A 15,971-nucleotide genomic window follows, 5' to 3' on the forward strand; every position below is an offset into this window, starting at 1 on the left:
GTAGATTTGCATTATACAATGTACTTGAAAACAAAAGTCACCGGACTTACTTTTCTTACTCACAATTAATTACATTTTTACATTAAATATGTTTAACATAGAAACGTTAAGGTCAAAATCCGTAACGGAACTGACTAAAATCTTAAAGGATTTGGGCGTTAAAGTTGCAAGAAATAGCAATGAAAATGACAAGATCTTTGCAATTCTTGACTTTCAGGCTTCCAACCCAAAAGTCTCAAAAGATTATTTCAACGCCACTGAAACCAGCACAAATACTGAAGAAGCTCCAGCAGAAAAAACTGTAAAGGCTCCGGCAAAAAAGGCTGCCCCAAAGAAAGCACCAGCTAAACCAAGAGTGGCAGCAAAAGCTCAGACAGAACCCGTAGTAGAAGAAAAAGTAGAGGATAAAACGCCGGTTGCTGAAGAAATAAAAGCTGAGGAACCCAAAGCAGAAACAGCTGCAACAACAGACGAAACATCTGCCGCAAATTCAGCTAAAAAGAAAAGAAAAAGAGTTCCTACCAACACTGGTAATACTGAAGTCTCACAAGATAAACCAGAAGCTCCTAAAAACACAGAATCCCAAGAGCCTGCTCAGGCTGAAGAAAAGCCAAACAACCCTCAACAACAGGCTAATAAATCTCCAAGAGGAAACAATCACCCGCAAAACAGCGGAAACCAACATAAAAATCAACATCAGCATCAAAACCAAAATCCTAATCAGAACCAAAACAGGCATTCTGAAAAGGCAGAGGAGCACGCGGACCACAAAAAAGAATTCAACTTTGACGGAATGGTAAGCATTGAAGGTGTGTTGGAAATTTTACCTGATAATTACGGATTCCTACGTTCATCAGACTTTAGCTATATCTCATCTCCTGATGATGTGTATGTTTCTACAGCACAAATCAGAAACTTTGGTTTAAAAACCGGAGATACAGTAAAAGGAATTGTAAGATTACCTAAAGAAGGTGAAAAGTATTTTTCATTATTAAGACCTACAGAAGTTAATGGACGTGATCTAGCGTTTATTAAAGACAGAGTAGCATTTGAATATCTTACACCACTTTTCCCTGAAGAAAAATTCAACCTTGCAGGAAGCGGATCTACTGTTTCTACAAGAATTGTTGATTTGTTTGCACCTATTGGTAAAGGACAAAGAGCAATGATTGTTGCACAGCCTAAAACAGGTAAGACAATGTTGCTTAAAGATATTGCTAACTCTATCGCAGCTAACCACCCGGAAGTATATATGATGGTTCTTCTGATTGACGAACGTCCGGAAGAGGTAACTGATATGGAAAGAAGTGTAAATGCAGAAGTAATTGCCTCTACATTTGACGAAGCAGCAGAAAAACACGTGAAAGTTGCCAACCTTGTTCTTGCAAAAGCACAAAGAATGGTAGAGTGCGGACATGATGTTGTAATTCTGTTAGACTCTATTACCAGATTAGCAAGAGCATACAATACAGTAACTCCTGCATCAGGAAAGGTTCTTTCCGGTGGGGTAGATGCCAATGCACTTCACAAGCCGAAGAGATTCTTTGGAGCTGCTAGAAAAATTGAAGGTGGTGGATCTTTAACGATTATTGCTACTGCTCTTATTGATACAGGTTCTAAAATGGACGAAGTGATCTTTGAAGAATTTAAAGGTACAGGTAACATGGAACTTCAGCTAGACAGAAAAATTGCAAACAGAAGAATTTATCCTGCGATTGACCTGGTTTCATCCAGCACACGTAGAGATGATCTTCTTCTTGACGAAGTTACTTCACAGAGAATGTGGATCTTGAGAAAATATCTTTCTGAGATGAATCCTGTAGAAGCAATGGAATTTGTAGATAAGAACATCAAAGGTACCCTTAATAATGAGGAATTCCTGATGTCTATGAATAAATAAATTTAATTATTGTTAAATAGAAAGCACGTATCGTATTATATGATCCGTGCTTTTTATTTTTAGTCTAAATTCAGGATAGAAAAAATATTTTAAAACTTAATTCATTCTAAATCAATATATCAATGTTAAAGATTTATTAAAGTAATCCCCAATCTTTGATAATACCTTAAATATTGGCTAATTTTGAAGTATAACATTAAAAATAAAGATTATGTCATTTGAATTACCAAAATTAGGATATGCGTACGATGCATTAGAACCTACGATCGATGCAAGAACTATGGAAATCCACTATACGAAGCACCACCAGGCGTATATTGACAACTTAAATAAAGCAATCGAAGGAACTGATCTAGCAGGAAAAACTATTGAAGAGATCTGCCAGACAGGAACTGACAAACCAGCGGTAAGAAACAATGGTGGAGGACACTTCAACCACTCTTTATTCTGGGAAATCTTAACTCCTGGAGGAAGCAAAGAGCCTGTAGGAAACGTAAAAGCTGCTATCGAAAACTATGGTGGTCTTGAAAAATTCAAAAATGATTTTTCTGATGCTGCTAAAACAAGATTCGGTTCAGGATGGGCTTGGCTAGTAAAAAATGCTGACGGTTCAGTATCTGTATCTTCTACTCCAAACCAGGATAACCCATTAATGCCTGTAGCAGACGTTAAAGGAACTCCTGTATTAGGATTAGATGTTTGGGAGCACGCTTATTACTTAAACTACCAAAACAGAAGACCTGACTATGTTTCTGCTTTCTTTGAAGTAGTAAACTGGGATAAAGTAGAGGAATTATTCAACAAATAATTTTCAGCTATTATAAAAATAAAAGGTTCAGAATTTTCTGAACCTTTTTTATTTGTAAATATTAAGATTACCATCTCACAGCATCGCTTCCGGATAATCCGTTCATTCTTAATTTATACTTCCAGTTTACATACACGAAAACCTGATATAGTTTATATTCAAATTTGATCCCGTAATTTTCTTTAGGGTCATAGTCTATTCCTGATTCTATAATGTTTTGATATCTCCCTGAATTGTAATAGCTATTCCATTCATTCACAAGAAATGTATTTTTTGTCTTAAGGTAAGACTCAGAGTACTGGCTGATAGGTTTTGCCACAGCACTAAGAAAGTAATCGAATTGAGTATCAATTACAGTAAGATCCCATTCTCCGTCTTCATTTTTTGAAGGCTTCATTTCATGCTGCTCTTTATCTTTTTTCGGTGTTTTTTGTGAATAACAACTGTAGGGGATAAGAGCAATACATAATAATAGAATAAAATTTTTCATGATTGATTATTTACATAAAAAAAGCACTCCAATAAGAGTGCCTTTCTATATTTATTTTTTAACAAATTCTTTCTGAATTACAGAAACCGCTGGGAAGTGGTCACTGTATCCACCTGTAAATCTGTCTCCGTCCCAAGAACGTAACGGGTATCCTTTCCATTGTCCTTCTTTGTTTACTAAATAAGCAGGAGCATAAATCTCAGCTTTGTAAATACTATAAGTAGGAGTTAATTTTTCTGGAGAATAAAGATTTCTTGAAACAATAATCTGATCAAATAAGTTTGGAGCGTCTCTATAAGCTAAAGAAGCTACACCAGCCTTATATAATTTATACATTAAGTTGTAATAAGGAGTCTTGTCTGATAATTCACTTGGATCACCTACAGCTGCAAGGTGTTTTTTCAAACTTGGGCTTACAGGATCATCGTTATAGTCACCCATTGCGAATAATTTAATTCCTGGATTTTCAGCAGTTACTTTATCCATTTCGTTTTTTAGGACTGTGGCTGCAGTATTTCTTTTAGCAAGAGAAATTGCTTCACCTCCTCTTCTGGAAGGCCAGTGATTCATAAAGATACCTACTTTTTCACCGTCAAGTAATCCTATTGCAATTACAATATCTCTGGTGTATTCTCTTTTTCCGTTTTCATCATAGATCTTGATTTCTTTTTTATAAGAATCAAGTACAGAGAATCTTCCTTTCTGATAAATGATCGCTACATCAATACCTCTGGCATCGTAAGAATTGAAATGTACAATTCCATAATTACTTTTTGCCAACGCAGGTTGTTTGATAAGATCTTCAATAACCTGTCTGTTTTCAACTTCGATTAGTCCGCAGATAGCAGGATTATCGTTGGTGTATTGTCTTCCAAGTTCTGAAATTACCTTAGCTTCATTTGCAAGCTTTTGGTTATAATATTTTGTCCCCCATCTTTTTGGGCTGTTTACAGTAAAATCTTCAGACAGGAACTGTTTTCTGATTACTTTTTTTCCGATTAAAAGATCGTCACTCCATTCTCCCTTGTAATCCTCTGTAGTTTCAAGATACTTCAGAGAGTCTACAGGTACACTTCTGTGAAATTTAGGGTTGGAACGAGGTAAGGTTCCATCAATATAATCCGCGGAAGGAATTGTGTCCCAAAGGTTTTCTACGTTCAGGAATGCGACAGCTGCTCTTCTTACCTGCTTCTGTTGTGAGAAAGCAGTACCAAAGCAAAATATGGCAGCAATGACTAAATATTTTTTCATATTCTTAGTATATTCAAAAAATTGAGGGGGTAAAATTACTAATTTTATATAAGAATAAAGAGTAAAATGATCTGAGTTTAGTTTAAGAAAAAGTTAAGTATCAGATTGAATGATGAAAAGATGAGTATTGAAAGGGATGTTGCTGGATTTATTGATTTTTTTCATCATCTGTGATTTTTTTATGAAATAAGTTATTTGTTTTGGAATTAATAATTTTAATACAGGATCATTATGGTTTCTTTATAGAAAATCATTCTCACCTTTTTGTGATTCATTAAAATTGGGGGATTTTTTTAGGATAATGGAGGTAGGTTAAGAAAAATTAATAGAATAAATAACTAAAAATGTTTGAGTTAATGAAAATAGTCCTAAATTTGTTGCCCCTTAAATAAAGAAGGAGTTAAAAATAAGTTTATTATGATTAAAAAACTATCCCTAATCTCTTTGTTTACGTTAATGCCGGCATCTTTTTACTTTGCGCAAACAACTGTTTATGCGTATGTTAAAGATCAGGATGGTAAGCCTTTAGAGAAAGCAGAAGTAGATCTAGCACAATCCAGCAACGATGTTGCAGCGGATAAAATTGGGTACTTCCAGTTTGTGGATTTAAAACCTGGCCATTATCTTATCACAGTAACAAAACCAAGCTTCGAGTCTAAGATCTTAGAGTTTGATGTGACTGCGGATGAGAAGAGAAAAGATTTAGGTGTTATTACACTTAATTACAACTTAGGATCAGATGCAGGAGTAATAGTTATTGATGATTCAGCAAATGATACCGAAGATGGGGGCTCTTCAATGCAGCCTACGGTAGGGCTTTTAAGCTCAGGAAGAGATGCTTTCCAAAATGTTTCCGCTTTTGAATTAGGTGCTTACTGGTTCAGACCTAGAGGGGTAGACAACAGATTTGAGGATGTATTATTTAACGGGGTTTCCATGTCTAAAAATGATGATGGAAAAATAGACTTTAATAACTGGGGTGGTTTGAACGATGTTACAAGATACCCTTATGAAAATGTAGATAATATCACTCCATCTGAATATACTTTTGGGAATTTAGGTGGGGCTGTTTATTATAATACGAGAGCTTCCAGCTACAGAAAGCAGACTTCACTAGCGTACTCATTTACAAACAGAAGTTATTTGCACAGAGCAATCGCAACTTATTCTTCAGGACTTACTAAAAATGGCTGGGCATTTACATTCTCAGCAAGTAGAAGATGGGGAGACAGAGCTATTCTTGATGGAGTATATCAGGATGCTTACGCTTATTTTGCATCCATTGAAAAGAAATTCAGTGACAGACACTCTATTAACTTAACAGCTTTCGGGTCTCCTACTTACAGAGCTTCAAATTCTCCAAATACACAGGAGGTTTATGACCTTATGGGGAAAAATTATAATTCATACTGGGGATGGCAAGATGGAGAAAAGAGAAACTCTAGAATCAGAAATGTTTATGAACCGGTATTCATGTTGACAGATTACTTAAAAGTAGGTAAAAATTCAAACTGGATTAATACAGTTTCTTATCAGTTCGGTAGTGATGCAAGAAGTAGACTAGATTGGTTCCACGCTGCAGACCCGAATCCAACATATTACAGAAAATTACCAAGCTTCGGACTTTTGACAGCTGATGAATTCAGAGAACAGGCTCAAATCGACTGGAACTATATGTATAATTCCAACCGTTTGAACCTTACCAATATGGATAAGTCTAAGAGAGGAGCTTCTTATACATTGGTAGAAGATGTAAACAAAGACAAAACATTTAATTTTGCATCACACTTTGATACAAGATTGAAAGACAACTGGAAATTGAATATTAACTTCAATTATCAGAACCTTAAATCTGATAATTTTAGAAGAATTAAAGATTTATTAGGAGCTAATTATGCAAATAACCTTAATGCTTTTAATAATGATGTTCAATATAATGTTGATGACCCTAATACGGAAGTTAGAGTAGGAGATAGAACCCAGTATTCTTATGAATTGACTAAAAATCATTACTCATTAAATATTTCAACAGAAGTTGATTTCAATAAATGGAATGTTGTAGCTTCAGTATTCTCATCTTACTCAGAATCTTACAGAGATGGTAAGTTCAGAAGTGCATTGTTTATGGACAACTCAAAAGGAAAGAGTGCTGTTTATAGTGCGTTAGATGCGGGAATTAAAGGAAAAATCACTTACAAAATCAACGGTAAAAACTTTATCGTTTATAATGGAGCTTTATTCAGTTTAGCACCTACATTTAATGAAATCTTTATTAATCCAAGAGTAGGAGACTTCTTAACTCCGGGAGTTAAAAATCAGGTGATTAATTCAAATGATATCAGCTATATCATGAGAGGTCAGATTTTAAAACTTAGAGTTTCAGGGTACTATACCACAATCAGTAATTCTACAGAAATATCAAGATATTATTTAGCTGTTTCTTCTAACAATACAGGATCGTACAATACATTGGTAAATGAGGCTATGAGCGGTGCTGATAAGAGATATATTGGTGCAGAATTAGGGTTCGATGTGAAAGTTACTCCTACCATTAATGCAGTTGGGGTAGCAAGTATAGGTGAATATAAATTTACAAATACACCTAATGTATATACATTTGATGATCTTAATGCATTCAGAAGCTATGGTAAGGCTAATATCAAGGATTATAAAGTAGCCGGAACACCTCAGAAAGCATTTTCTTTAGGCTTAAAATATAATTCACCTAAGTACTGGTGGGTTGGAGCATCTGCCAACTATCTGATGGACCAATATTTGGATTTCTCCGCAATCAATAAAACAGCAGCAATGTACACTATTCCAAATACAGGAGGCATGTTATATGACGGTGTTACACCAGAACTTGTTCAGATGTTGACTGCACAAACGAAATTTGATGATCAGTTTATGTTAAATGCTAATGCCGGTAAATCTTTCCAATTTGGAAAATATAGAGTAGGAGTAAGTATTTCGGTAAATAATATTTTAAATAACAGAAATTATGTAACTGGTGGATTCGAGCAAGGAAGATATGCCAACTTCCCGGATGCACTAGCAGAATACCAGAGAGGAACTCCTTATTTCGGTCCAAAACTATGGTATGACAGAGGAAGAACATTCTTTACTAATGTTTATTTAAGATTCTAATAACAACTAAAATGAAAAAATATAATCCAATTTTAAAATACATTTTTATCACTGCTGCCACTCTATTGTTAACCGTAGGGTGTGTACAGGATGATAATTATGATGAGCCGAATCTTGAAGGTTACCAATGTGTACAGGATTTTCAGGCTAATGTTACCTTAAGTGAATTAAAAAAGAAATTTGCAGAAAATAACCCGGGAAAAGCAGCATATGTTTTCCCTGAAGACAAAACCCCGAATGACTCAAGTGATGATTTGTATATCCAAGGATATGTGACTTCTACAGATGAGACGGGTAATATTTATAAAACAATCTATATTCAGGATGCATTAGAAAACCCTACCCATGGTTTTACAATTAGTGTTGATCTTGTAAGCTCCTATACAAGATTTCCTCAAGGGTCTAAAATTTATGTTAAGCTTAACGGGCTTGCTGTAGGTACTTATGGAAATGTAGTACAGTTAGGTGTAAGAACAGGAAGTGAGTCTGGCGTTAATGCAGTTTCCAGAATTCCTGAAAAAGCAGTCCCTAATATTATTTTCAGATCTTGTACAACAAGAGGAGAAATTAAACCATTAATAAAAACTTTAGCTGAACTTGCAACTAATGAAGACCTTATCGGATGTTTAGTACAGCTACCTGAAGTAGAATTTGATTCAAGATCTTTATGTTCAAACTTCGCGCCTAACGGTCAGACTGTAGACAGAGGTATTGGTGAGAAATTTAATGCTTCTACAAAGAAATATACCTCAACAGCTGTTATAAGAAACAGTGGATACGCTTCATTTGCAAACCAGACCCTGCCTGCTGGAAAAGGAAAGATGACAGGTGTTTACAGTAAGTTTAACAGTACTACTCAGCTTTATATTAACAAAGTTGCCGATTTGGATATGGAAGGAGTAAGTGCGGATGGAATAGATCACCACTTCCCTCGTTTAGACTTACTACCTAATAATCCTTGTAAATTTAGTGATAACGGTCTTACTGCTAAAACAGTGGTTGATGTGAAGCAATTAGCTGCAGGATTAGCTTCAGGTGGTTTGGTTCAGATTACAGGAGACTTCTATGTAAAAGGACAGGTTACTGCTAATGATGAATCAGCCAACTTATTTAAATACCTTTATATTGAAGATGCAACAGGAGGTATTAAAGTAAACATTAATAAGGCTGACCTATACCTTGACAGTAGATTTAAGCTAGGAAAAGATCTTATGATCAAATTGAAAGGACTTTATATTAGAAACGTAAATGGTGAGCTTCAGTTAGGATCTAATGACAGTTCTTCAACAATAGGATACAGAATTAAAGAAGAAGATATTTATCAATATTTATATGATTCTAACGCACCTGCAAGACCAGTAGTAGCTACAGAAAAAATAATTTCTCAGTTGACTATGGCTGATGTTGGAAGATGGATCAAAATTAAAGATGTTGAATTTATTAATGGTGATCTTGGAAGAACATATGCAGAAGGAACAAATACTTCAAACAGAACATTAGAAGACTGTTTCGGAAATAAAATTGATTTAAGAACTAGCGGAAAAGCAACATTCGGAATCAAAACTGCCGGAGCAATTGAAGTTGCTGGAGGAAAAGGAGATATCTATGCTGTTTTAAGTGTTTATAATAATAGTTATCAGTTATGGATTACCCAACTTACAGATGTTCGTTTTAATAATCCAACAAGATGTGATGGTAGCGTTTATACACCACTTCCTGTTATTTATAGTGATAGTTTTGGTGCGGGAGGTTTTGGTGCAGATTGGACTACAGTAAATAAAATAGGACCAAACCAATTCTGGCAATCTATTAATCAGGGTGGAAACGGAAGTAATTATTATGCTTATATGAATGGGAATGCAGGGGGTGCTAATAATAACTTTGCTAATGAAGATTGGTTAATTTCAAAAGCGGTAAGTTTAGTTGGAAAGTCAAAGGCTTCTGTAACCTTTACTTCTGACGTTAGATATTCAGGAAATGCAATCCAGATTTTTGCTACTGATAACTATACAGGTGATGTAGATACTACAACATGGACTCCACTACAGGCAACTTTAGATACTAATACAAGCGCTTTTGGAGACTGGGTATTCTCAGGAAATATAGACTTAAGTGCTTTCATTGGTAAAAATGTAAGAATTGCATTTAAATATACATCTACAACATCCGCTGCTGCAACATGGCAGATTGATGAATTCAAAATTAAAGGAGAATAATTATTATTCCTATACTATCAAAACCGGTTCATTAGAACCGGTTTTTTTATGGATAGACTTGAAACTTTTCATGGTATTACGATCAAAAGTTTTCGTGTTTTTAAAGTTGTATCTTGAATGATTCTCAAATGTAAATAAATTGACAAATGGAATATTTTTGATGTATTAAAATCATATCTATATCAACTAAAATATGATTAATGCTAAGTCTACAGGAATCTTTAATCTATTAAGAGCTAAAACAAGGTTAAATAATAACTTAAAGATCATTCCGATGCGAAAGTATTATGTATGAAGCGGGATTTGGGGATGCTTAGCAAACAAAAAAACCACCGCTAATGCAGTGGTTTTATATTACAAAATTATTTGATTAAAAAGAAACTTCATTCACTTCTTTTCCTCTCTGGAAGTTCATCGTTTTCTGGCTGCCTTTGTAGGCGATATTAACCAGGTTGATTTGCTTCGGAAAAGCGCTTAAAAGGATCGTATTTTTTATCTTTAAGGTATTAATGTCCGAAACCCCTCCGGTCTCAAAATATACCCATACAGTTTCTCCGCTTATCTGACTGCCGGTGAAGGTAATTGTTTTGGGAGCACCATTCACAAATACATCAAAATTATTATTCACGTATTTTTTCACTTCTGCTTCAAATCCGGCTGTGTTCGGATTGATCTTAATTGCATCAGAGATATGGCTTGTATTCATTTTTGTGGTAAACTTCAATGTCTTGCTTCCATCAATATAATCCACCTTGGTCATTGAAGAGAAAAAGTCTACATACATAAAACTCATTAACACAAAAAATGTTAAAATTCCTGATATATATAAAAGTTTTTTCATCTTAATTAATAGATTTACAATCATACTTGTTAGTTATAGTTCACAAATAATATGCCAATTAAAAATTTACATTCACAGAATATTTATCATAAAAAGCCTTAATGTGCGCTACTGCCTCATCTGCAGTGTCTACCACTCTGTAAAGATCAAGATCGTCTTCAGCAATCATTCCTTCTTTTAAGAGAGTTGCCTTGAACCAATCTAATAATCCACCCCAAAATTCACTTCCTACTAATACAATCGGGAATTTACCGATTTTGTTGGTTTGAATAAGAGTAAGTGCTTCAGTCAGTTCATCCAAAGTACCAAAACCTCCAGGCATTACTACGAAACCTTGAGAATATTTCACAAACATTACTTTTCTCACGAAAAAGTAATCAAAGTTCATAGAATAAGACTTATTGATATATGGATTAAAATGTTGCTCAAACGGAAGATCAATATTAAGCCCGATTGATTTACCCTTAGCATTGAAAGCACCTTTGTTTCCAGCTTCCATGATGCCGGGACCACCTCCGGTAATGATTCCAAAACCTAATTTGGTTATTTTTTCAGCAATTTCAACAGCCATTTCGTAGTATCTGTCCTCCGGTTTCAGACGTGCTGAACCAAAAATAGATACACAAGGACCAATCTTGGCAAGTTTTTCATACCCATCCACAAATTCAGCCATGATCTTAAAGACCATCCAGCTGTCTTTGGTGATTGTTTCATCCCATGTTTTTTGTCTGAAGCTGTTGTGTAGCTTTGTTTCGTTAATGTCAAATTCCGGATTCACTAAACTTTCATCCCTAGTTCCATCAATTTCCATTTGCAAAAATTATTTAAAATGTTTTTCGGCTTCTATTACAGATTCCGGTCTTCCGACATCTATCAGAATACTGTCATGTACAAAACCGTGAATATGCTCGGTCTGCATTAAATCCAGATATTCTTCCATAACAGAAAATTTGCCCTTTCTTTTTATTTTTTCAAAGATGACAGGATTGATGCAATGAACACCACTGAAGGCAAGTGCTTTAAACCCTTTGTTGAATTCAGCAAGCCTTTGTTCTCCTGATTGTACATTCAGCCAACCTCTTAAAACCATGTCATCATTGAAAAGGAGTTTTCTCGAACTTTCACGGTCCGAAACTGCTAAAGTAGCAAAATCTTTTATCTTTTTATGATATTCTACCAATGCATTGATGTTTATATTGGTTAAAATATCAGCATTCATGATTAAAAAATCTTCTCCATGATCTAGAAATTTTCTAGCAAAAATCAAGCCGCCTCCGGTTTCCAGTAGTTCGTTGGTTTCATCGGAGATTTCAATTTTACAACCGAATTGATCATTTTTATTTAAAAAATTAACAATCTGATCTCCAAAGTGATGGATGTTGATCACAAAATCCTTTATACCAAAACTTTTAAGATAATTGATATTTCTTTCCAAAAGAGGAATACCATTTACCTTTGCCAGAGCTTTTGGGTGATGGTCTGTAAAGGGCTTCAGTCTGGTACCTTTTCCTGCTGCGAAAATAAGAGCCTTCATATAATATGAGTAATAAATGATAAGTAATGGGTAATGTAAAGATATTACGGATTACTAATGTTCAGTTGTGGTTGTTCGTCGTGGTGAATGGTAACTTCTGTTCCGTTCGGATATTTTTCCTTGATGAATTCAGCAATTTTTATCGCCGAATATACAGATCTGTGTTGCCCGCCAGTACATCCGAAGTTGATTTGAAGATTTTCAAATCCTCTAGCCAGATAATCTTCAATATTAATGGATACAAGAGATTTTATCAGGTCTAAAAACTTTGGCATTTCAGTTTTTGTTTCTAGATACTCCTGAACTCCAATGTCATTACCGGTTTGAGTTTTATATTCTTCAATTCTTCCTGGGTTTAAGATTCCTCTGCAATCAAAAGCAAAGCCGCCTCCGTTTCCTGAATCATCTTTTGGAATTCCTCCTTTCTTGTACGAAAAACTGTGTATGTCGATGTGTAGCATTTTCTTCTTTATTTTTTAGATTTAACCATTAAGGTATTTTAAGTTAGGTAAAAAATGATTTATGAATCAATTTAATATTCTCTCAATTTTTATTTTAGTTTCTTCTAATGTCAATTGCTGAATTACTTTTGTGAGCTCCGGATAATTTTTCATCTCATCCCAGGAAGCCACAAATTGTGTAATATTTTGTATCCCCTGTTCAAGACTGGTAATGAAATGCTGTTTCCTTTGGATCAGTCCTCTGAAGCCATAAGCGCCTAATACCTGAAGAAATCTCATCATTTGAATTGGCTTAACCGAGTCTTTTAGTTGATTTTGGATTTCTTGATTTTCAAACAATTGAACGTAGAAATTTAACATTTCATTTTTAAAATCCTCGGGAAAATTTGCTTTTGCCTGAAATAAGAAAGAAATGACATCATACATCAATGGTCCTTTCATCGCAGACTGGTAATCAATAAATGAAACTTCGTCTTTTGCGTTTACCATTATATTTCTTGCCTGAAAATCACGAATCATAATTCCTTTGGGTTCAAGTTTCTCAACCCGTTCAGCTATTCTTTTAAATTCTTTCAGTAGAGTAGATTTGTTATATTCAAGCTCCAGAACATCCGCAACAAAGTTTTTAAAATAATAAAGATCATGAATAATGGGAAGTTCATCATAACTTTCATATTCAAACGTCTTGGTGAAATCTATTTTTCCTTGAGTTGCAATTTGCAGCTTGAAAAGTTTTTCCAGTGTTTGTTGTACTAAACTTTTTATTCTAGGCGATAGATTTTCCTTAGTAATAATTTCTGAAAGTGTGTTTTCACCTAAAAACTCCTGTATATACATTTTCCTGTCCTCAGAAATAATGAAAATAGAAGGTGTATTAAGTTTCAAATCTGAAAAGACCTTAGAATAATACAGAAAGCTTTCGTTTTCCGGAATATTTTCATTGTAAGTGATGATGTATTTTTCAGAATCTGTTTCGGACAGGAAATTTACTCTCGCCGAACCACTTTGAGCCAGTGTGATAAATTCAGTGGATTTTTTCCCCAGATGGTTTTCAAAAAATCGTTTTGCGTTTTCGGAAGTCATAATATGAAAACAAATATACTAATTTAACATGAGTTGGAAATGGAGAGTTAATTTTGTTTTTAATTAGAATGAAATAGGGGAAAAAGTGGTGTTTGAATGGAGATTTTTATTAATGTTAAGAAGATAATTGTAGTGATTTATCACTTATTAGTGGCTTTTTATAGGATTAATTCCTTTGATAGAACGGTATTTGAACTTTCTCCATTCGGGTTCAGGATATTACATTCGAATTTTTATCTTTGTAGTATGCTAAAGGACTTTAAGCCGGTGTTGGGTATTTTACTTCGTTTCATCATTATTTATTTGGTGTTGCTTTTTGCGTATCAATTTTATCTGAATGGAAGCAAGGATTTCGGATTGGACCCTTTTTCAAGGATTATTGCGAATCAGGTAAATGCTGTACAGAATGTGTTGAATTATCCATCAGCACTTTATGATGATGTGAAAAATGAACAGGTTTGGTTTTACGTAAAAGAACAATATGTAACGCGAATGGTGGAAGGTTGCAATGCAATTTCAGTAATGATATTATTTGTCTCTTTTATTTTTGCTTTTTATAAAGGATCCAAAACTTTTGTTTTTGTAGGGGCAAGCTTGGTTATACTTTATATCATGAACCTTTTGAGAATTGTAGGTTTAAATGTCGTGATGGCTGAGCACAAGGAATACGGAAAAATGTTTCATGATTTTGTGTTTCCGGCTGCAATCTATGGAAGTGTTGTCGTACTTTGGTTGATATGGATTAAATTTTTTGCTTTAAAACATGAAAGTGCTTAACTGGATTTTAATTATTTCAGGAATCTGTGGTCTGATAGGAGTAAGAGGACTGGAAGAGAGTCTTTTTTATGATCCTTTTCTGGGATATTTTCATGAAGCGAATAAGAATATAGAAATTCCATCTTTTGAATGGGGAAAACTAATCTTAGGGCATCTTTTCAGATTTGCTCTGAATCTGTTTTTTTCCTGTCTGATTATTCAAGGGATTTTTAAGAATAAGCAATGGACGATGCAGGGAGCTGTGATGATGATGATCGTTTTTGCTATTGCGTTGCCTATTTATTTTTACTGTATCTATGATCAATTCGGAATAGGGTATCTTTTTTCCTTTTATATGAGAAGGTTTGTGATTCAGCCTTTGATTATTTTACTGATCATTCCCATGTTCTATTATAGGAAGCAGATGTTGGTTAAGAATAAAAAAAGCTAGGATTATTTTTTTCAGTTATTCTGTGGTATGTTTATCTACGCTTGTCACATTTTCAGGAGTCCATTCCACTCTTTTTACGAACTCTTTTTCACGAACAGGGCAGTCTTTGATTTGACAGATGGTGCATGAAATAGGTTTGCAGTCATCCATGTGGAAATTGAATTCAATGCTGCGTTTGATGTTTTTTGCAAGAAGAATAATGACTTTTTCCATTTCACTGTGAGCGTCTCGAAGGTCATAATACCAAGGAAGGGTAATGTGAGCATCTATATGAAGTGAAGCCCCGAATTGCTGAATTTTCATATTGTGTACATCAATCCATTCTATTTGTCTGTTTTCTTCAAGGATTCTGATGACCTGGTTTAAAATTTCCGGGTCTTGCTCATCCATAATTCCGCTTAGCGATTTACGAACGATCTTATAGCCTACAAAGATGATATAAAGCCCAAAAATTAATGCAACAACAGAGTCCAGCCAATAGATCTTTGTAAAATATACGACCACTAAACTCGCCACCACACCCAGTGTTGTAATGGTATCAGATTGAAGATGTTTTCCAGAGGATATAAGCACCAGAGAGTTTTCCTTTTCTCCTTTTTTGATGGAAATATATCCTAAAAGGTAATTGATAACAGCTGTGGCTGCAATGATCCAGATTCCCAGATCAATTTTGCTCAGGGTTTTCCCTACGATAAGACTGTGTACGCCTTCATAGATGATCATAAGCCCTGCAATGGCAATCAAAGCCCCTTCAATACCCGAAGTGACGAATTCTACTTTCCCATGACCATACGGATGGTCTTCATCTTTAGGTTTGGCTGCAAGATGGAGTGAATAAAGCCCCATAAATGCGCTGATAACATTGACAATACTTTCCATTGCATCAGAAAATACAGCATCAGAATTGGTAAGTTTCCAGGCGATGATTTTGCCAACGAAAAGAATGACTCCGAAAGTAGCAATGATCTTCTGGAATCCTATTTTGTCTTTGTGGGTATTCTTCTGGGTTTTCATACTATGTTTGATAAAAAAA

General features: G+C 34.7%; 14 protein-coding genes. 6 read left to right on the top strand and 8 right to left on the bottom strand.

What is annotated here, in order from left to right:
- Nucleotides 1-88 precede the first annotated feature (88 nt).
- Both rho and BBI01_RS16685 read left to right on the top strand, forming a co-directional pair.
- Nucleotides 89-1,900, top strand: a complete 1,812-nt coding sequence (gene rho / locus BBI01_RS16680; RefSeq protein WP_065395770.1) for a transcription termination factor Rho — start codon at nucleotides 89-91, stop codon at nucleotides 1,898-1,900.
- A 211-nt stretch (nucleotides 1,901-2,111) separates the two neighbouring features.
- A complete protein-coding gene (locus BBI01_RS16685) occupies nucleotides 2,112-2,708 on the top strand; it encodes a superoxide dismutase (protein ID WP_065395771.1) in 597 nt (198 codons plus the stop codon).
- Between the two features lie 67 nt (nucleotides 2,709-2,775).
- Here the strand turns inward: BBI01_RS16685 and BBI01_RS16690 are convergent, their stop codons facing one another.
- Both BBI01_RS16690 and BBI01_RS16695 read right to left on the bottom strand, forming a co-directional pair.
- On the bottom strand, nucleotides 2,776-3,198 hold the full coding sequence (locus BBI01_RS16690; protein ID WP_065395772.1) for a DUF6146 family protein: 423 nt from the start codon (nucleotides 3,196-3,198) through the stop codon (nucleotides 2,776-2,778).
- 51 nt (nucleotides 3,199-3,249) lie between these two features.
- Nucleotides 3,250-4,449 carry an endonuclease/exonuclease/phosphatase family protein gene (locus BBI01_RS16695; protein WP_065395773.1) on the bottom strand — a complete coding sequence of 400 codons (1,200 nt, stop codon included), beginning with the start codon at nucleotides 4,447-4,449 and terminating at the stop codon, nucleotides 3,250-3,252.
- A 417-nt stretch (nucleotides 4,450-4,866) separates the two neighbouring features.
- Between BBI01_RS16695 and BBI01_RS16700 the strand changes: the two genes are divergently transcribed.
- Together BBI01_RS16700 and BBI01_RS16705 are read left to right on the top strand one after the other, a co-directional pair.
- Nucleotides 4,867-7,596, top strand: coding sequence for a carboxypeptidase-like regulatory domain-containing protein (locus tag BBI01_RS16700; RefSeq protein ID WP_065395774.1), 2,730 nt, complete (start codon nucleotides 4,867-4,869; stop codon nucleotides 7,594-7,596).
- Nucleotides 7,597-7,607: 11 nt separating this feature from the next.
- Nucleotides 7,608-9,812 carry a DUF5689 domain-containing protein gene (locus tag BBI01_RS16705; protein ID WP_065395775.1) on the top strand — a complete coding sequence of 735 codons (2,205 nt, stop codon included), beginning with the start codon at nucleotides 7,608-7,610 and terminating at the stop codon, nucleotides 9,810-9,812.
- Nucleotides 9,813-10,182: 370 nt separating this feature from the next.
- Here BBI01_RS16705 and BBI01_RS16710 read toward each other — a convergent pair whose 3' ends face one another.
- The 5 genes from BBI01_RS16710 to BBI01_RS16730 all read right to left on the bottom strand — a co-directional run bounded on the left by BBI01_RS16710 (nucleotide 10,183) and on the right by BBI01_RS16730 (nucleotide 13,731).
- Nucleotides 10,183-10,653, bottom strand: a complete 471-nt coding sequence (locus tag BBI01_RS16710) for a DUF6702 family protein (protein ID WP_228394029.1) — start codon at nucleotides 10,651-10,653, stop codon at nucleotides 10,183-10,185.
- A 58-nt stretch (nucleotides 10,654-10,711) separates the two neighbouring features.
- A complete protein-coding gene (locus tag BBI01_RS16715; protein WP_065395777.1) occupies nucleotides 10,712-11,464 on the bottom strand; it encodes an LOG family protein in 753 nt (250 codons plus the stop codon).
- 9 nt (nucleotides 11,465-11,473) lie between these two features.
- The gene (locus BBI01_RS16720; RefSeq protein WP_065395778.1) at nucleotides 11,474-12,187 is read right to left on the bottom strand and encodes a nucleotidyltransferase family protein; all 714 of its coding nucleotides are present in this window, start codon (nucleotides 12,185-12,187) and stop codon (nucleotides 11,474-11,476) included.
- 44 nt (nucleotides 12,188-12,231) lie between these two features.
- Nucleotides 12,232-12,648, bottom strand: a complete 417-nt coding sequence (locus BBI01_RS16725) for a RapZ C-terminal domain-containing protein (protein WP_083190134.1) — start codon at nucleotides 12,646-12,648, stop codon at nucleotides 12,232-12,234.
- Nucleotides 12,649-12,714: 66 nt separating this feature from the next.
- Complete coding sequence (locus BBI01_RS16730; protein ID WP_065395780.1) at nucleotides 12,715-13,731, bottom strand: aminoglycoside phosphotransferase family protein; 1,017 nt, start codon at nucleotides 13,729-13,731, stop codon at nucleotides 12,715-12,717.
- 96 nt (nucleotides 13,732-13,827) lie between these two features.
- On the opposite strand from BBI01_RS16730, the gene xrtF reads away from it, so the two are divergent.
- Together xrtF and BBI01_RS16740 are read left to right on the top strand one after the other, a co-directional pair.
- Complete coding sequence (gene xrtF, locus BBI01_RS16735) at nucleotides 13,828-14,508, top strand: exosortase family protein XrtF (RefSeq protein WP_228394030.1); 681 nt, start codon at nucleotides 13,828-13,830, stop codon at nucleotides 14,506-14,508.
- Nucleotides 14,495-14,938 (top strand): exosortase F system-associated membrane protein, encoded by a 444-nt coding sequence (locus BBI01_RS16740; protein ID WP_065395782.1) that lies wholly within the window; start codon nucleotides 14,495-14,497, stop codon nucleotides 14,936-14,938. Before xrtF ends, BBI01_RS16740 begins: the two co-directional genes overlap by 14 nt.
- Nucleotides 14,939-14,953: 15 nt before the next feature.
- Here the strand turns inward: BBI01_RS16740 and BBI01_RS16745 are convergent, their stop codons facing one another.
- Nucleotides 14,954-15,952 (bottom strand): cation diffusion facilitator family transporter, encoded by a 999-nt coding sequence (locus BBI01_RS16745; protein WP_065395783.1) that lies wholly within the window; start codon nucleotides 15,950-15,952, stop codon nucleotides 14,954-14,956.
- Nucleotides 15,953-15,971: the final 19 nt, after the last annotated feature.

This window comes from Chryseobacterium artocarpi, assembly GCF_001684975.1.
GTDB classification, from domain to species: Bacteria; Bacteroidota; Bacteroidia; order Flavobacteriales; family Weeksellaceae; genus Chryseobacterium; species Chryseobacterium artocarpi.

Excerpts from the sequence above, each read along its gene's own strand:
- rho (WP_065395770.1), top strand. The coding sequence starts at position 89 with ATGTTTAACATAGAAACGTTAAGGTCAAAATCCGTAACGGAACTGACT.
- BBI01_RS16700 (WP_065395774.1), top strand. The coding sequence starts at position 4,867 with ATGATTAAAAAACTATCCCTAATCTCTTTGTTTACGTTAATGCCGGCA.
- BBI01_RS16720 (WP_065395778.1), bottom strand. The coding sequence starts at position 12,187 with ATGAAGGCTCTTATTTTCGCAGCAGGAAAAGGTACCAGACTGAAGCCC.
- BBI01_RS16705 (WP_065395775.1), top strand. The coding sequence starts at position 7,608 with ATGAAAAAATATAATCCAATTTTAAAATACATTTTTATCACTGCTGCC.
- BBI01_RS16690 (WP_065395772.1), bottom strand. The coding sequence starts at position 3,198 with ATGAAAAATTTTATTCTATTATTATGTATTGCTCTTATCCCCTACAGT.
- BBI01_RS16745 (WP_065395783.1), bottom strand. The coding sequence starts at position 15,952 with ATGAAAACCCAGAAGAATACCCACAAAGACAAAATAGGATTCCAGAAG.
- xrtF (WP_228394030.1), top strand. The coding sequence starts at position 13,828 with ATGGAGATTTTTATTAATGTTAAGAAGATAATTGTAGTGATTTATCAC.
- BBI01_RS16710 (WP_228394029.1), bottom strand. The coding sequence starts at position 10,653 with ATGAAAAAACTTTTATATATATCAGGAATTTTAACATTTTTTGTGTTA.
- BBI01_RS16730 (WP_065395780.1), bottom strand. The coding sequence starts at position 13,731 with ATGACTTCCGAAAACGCAAAACGATTTTTTGAAAACCATCTGGGGAAA.
- BBI01_RS16685 (WP_065395771.1), top strand. The coding sequence starts at position 2,112 with ATGTCATTTGAATTACCAAAATTAGGATATGCGTACGATGCATTAGAA.
- BBI01_RS16725 (WP_083190134.1), bottom strand. The coding sequence starts at position 12,648 with ATGCTACACATCGACATACACAGTTTTTCGTACAAGAAAGGAGGAATT.
- BBI01_RS16740 (WP_065395782.1), top strand. The coding sequence starts at position 14,495 with ATGAAAGTGCTTAACTGGATTTTAATTATTTCAGGAATCTGTGGTCTG.
- BBI01_RS16715 (WP_065395777.1), bottom strand. The coding sequence starts at position 11,464 with ATGGAAATTGATGGAACTAGGGATGAAAGTTTAGTGAATCCGGAATTT.
- BBI01_RS16695 (WP_065395773.1), bottom strand. The coding sequence starts at position 4,449 with ATGAAAAAATATTTAGTCATTGCTGCCATATTTTGCTTTGGTACTGCT.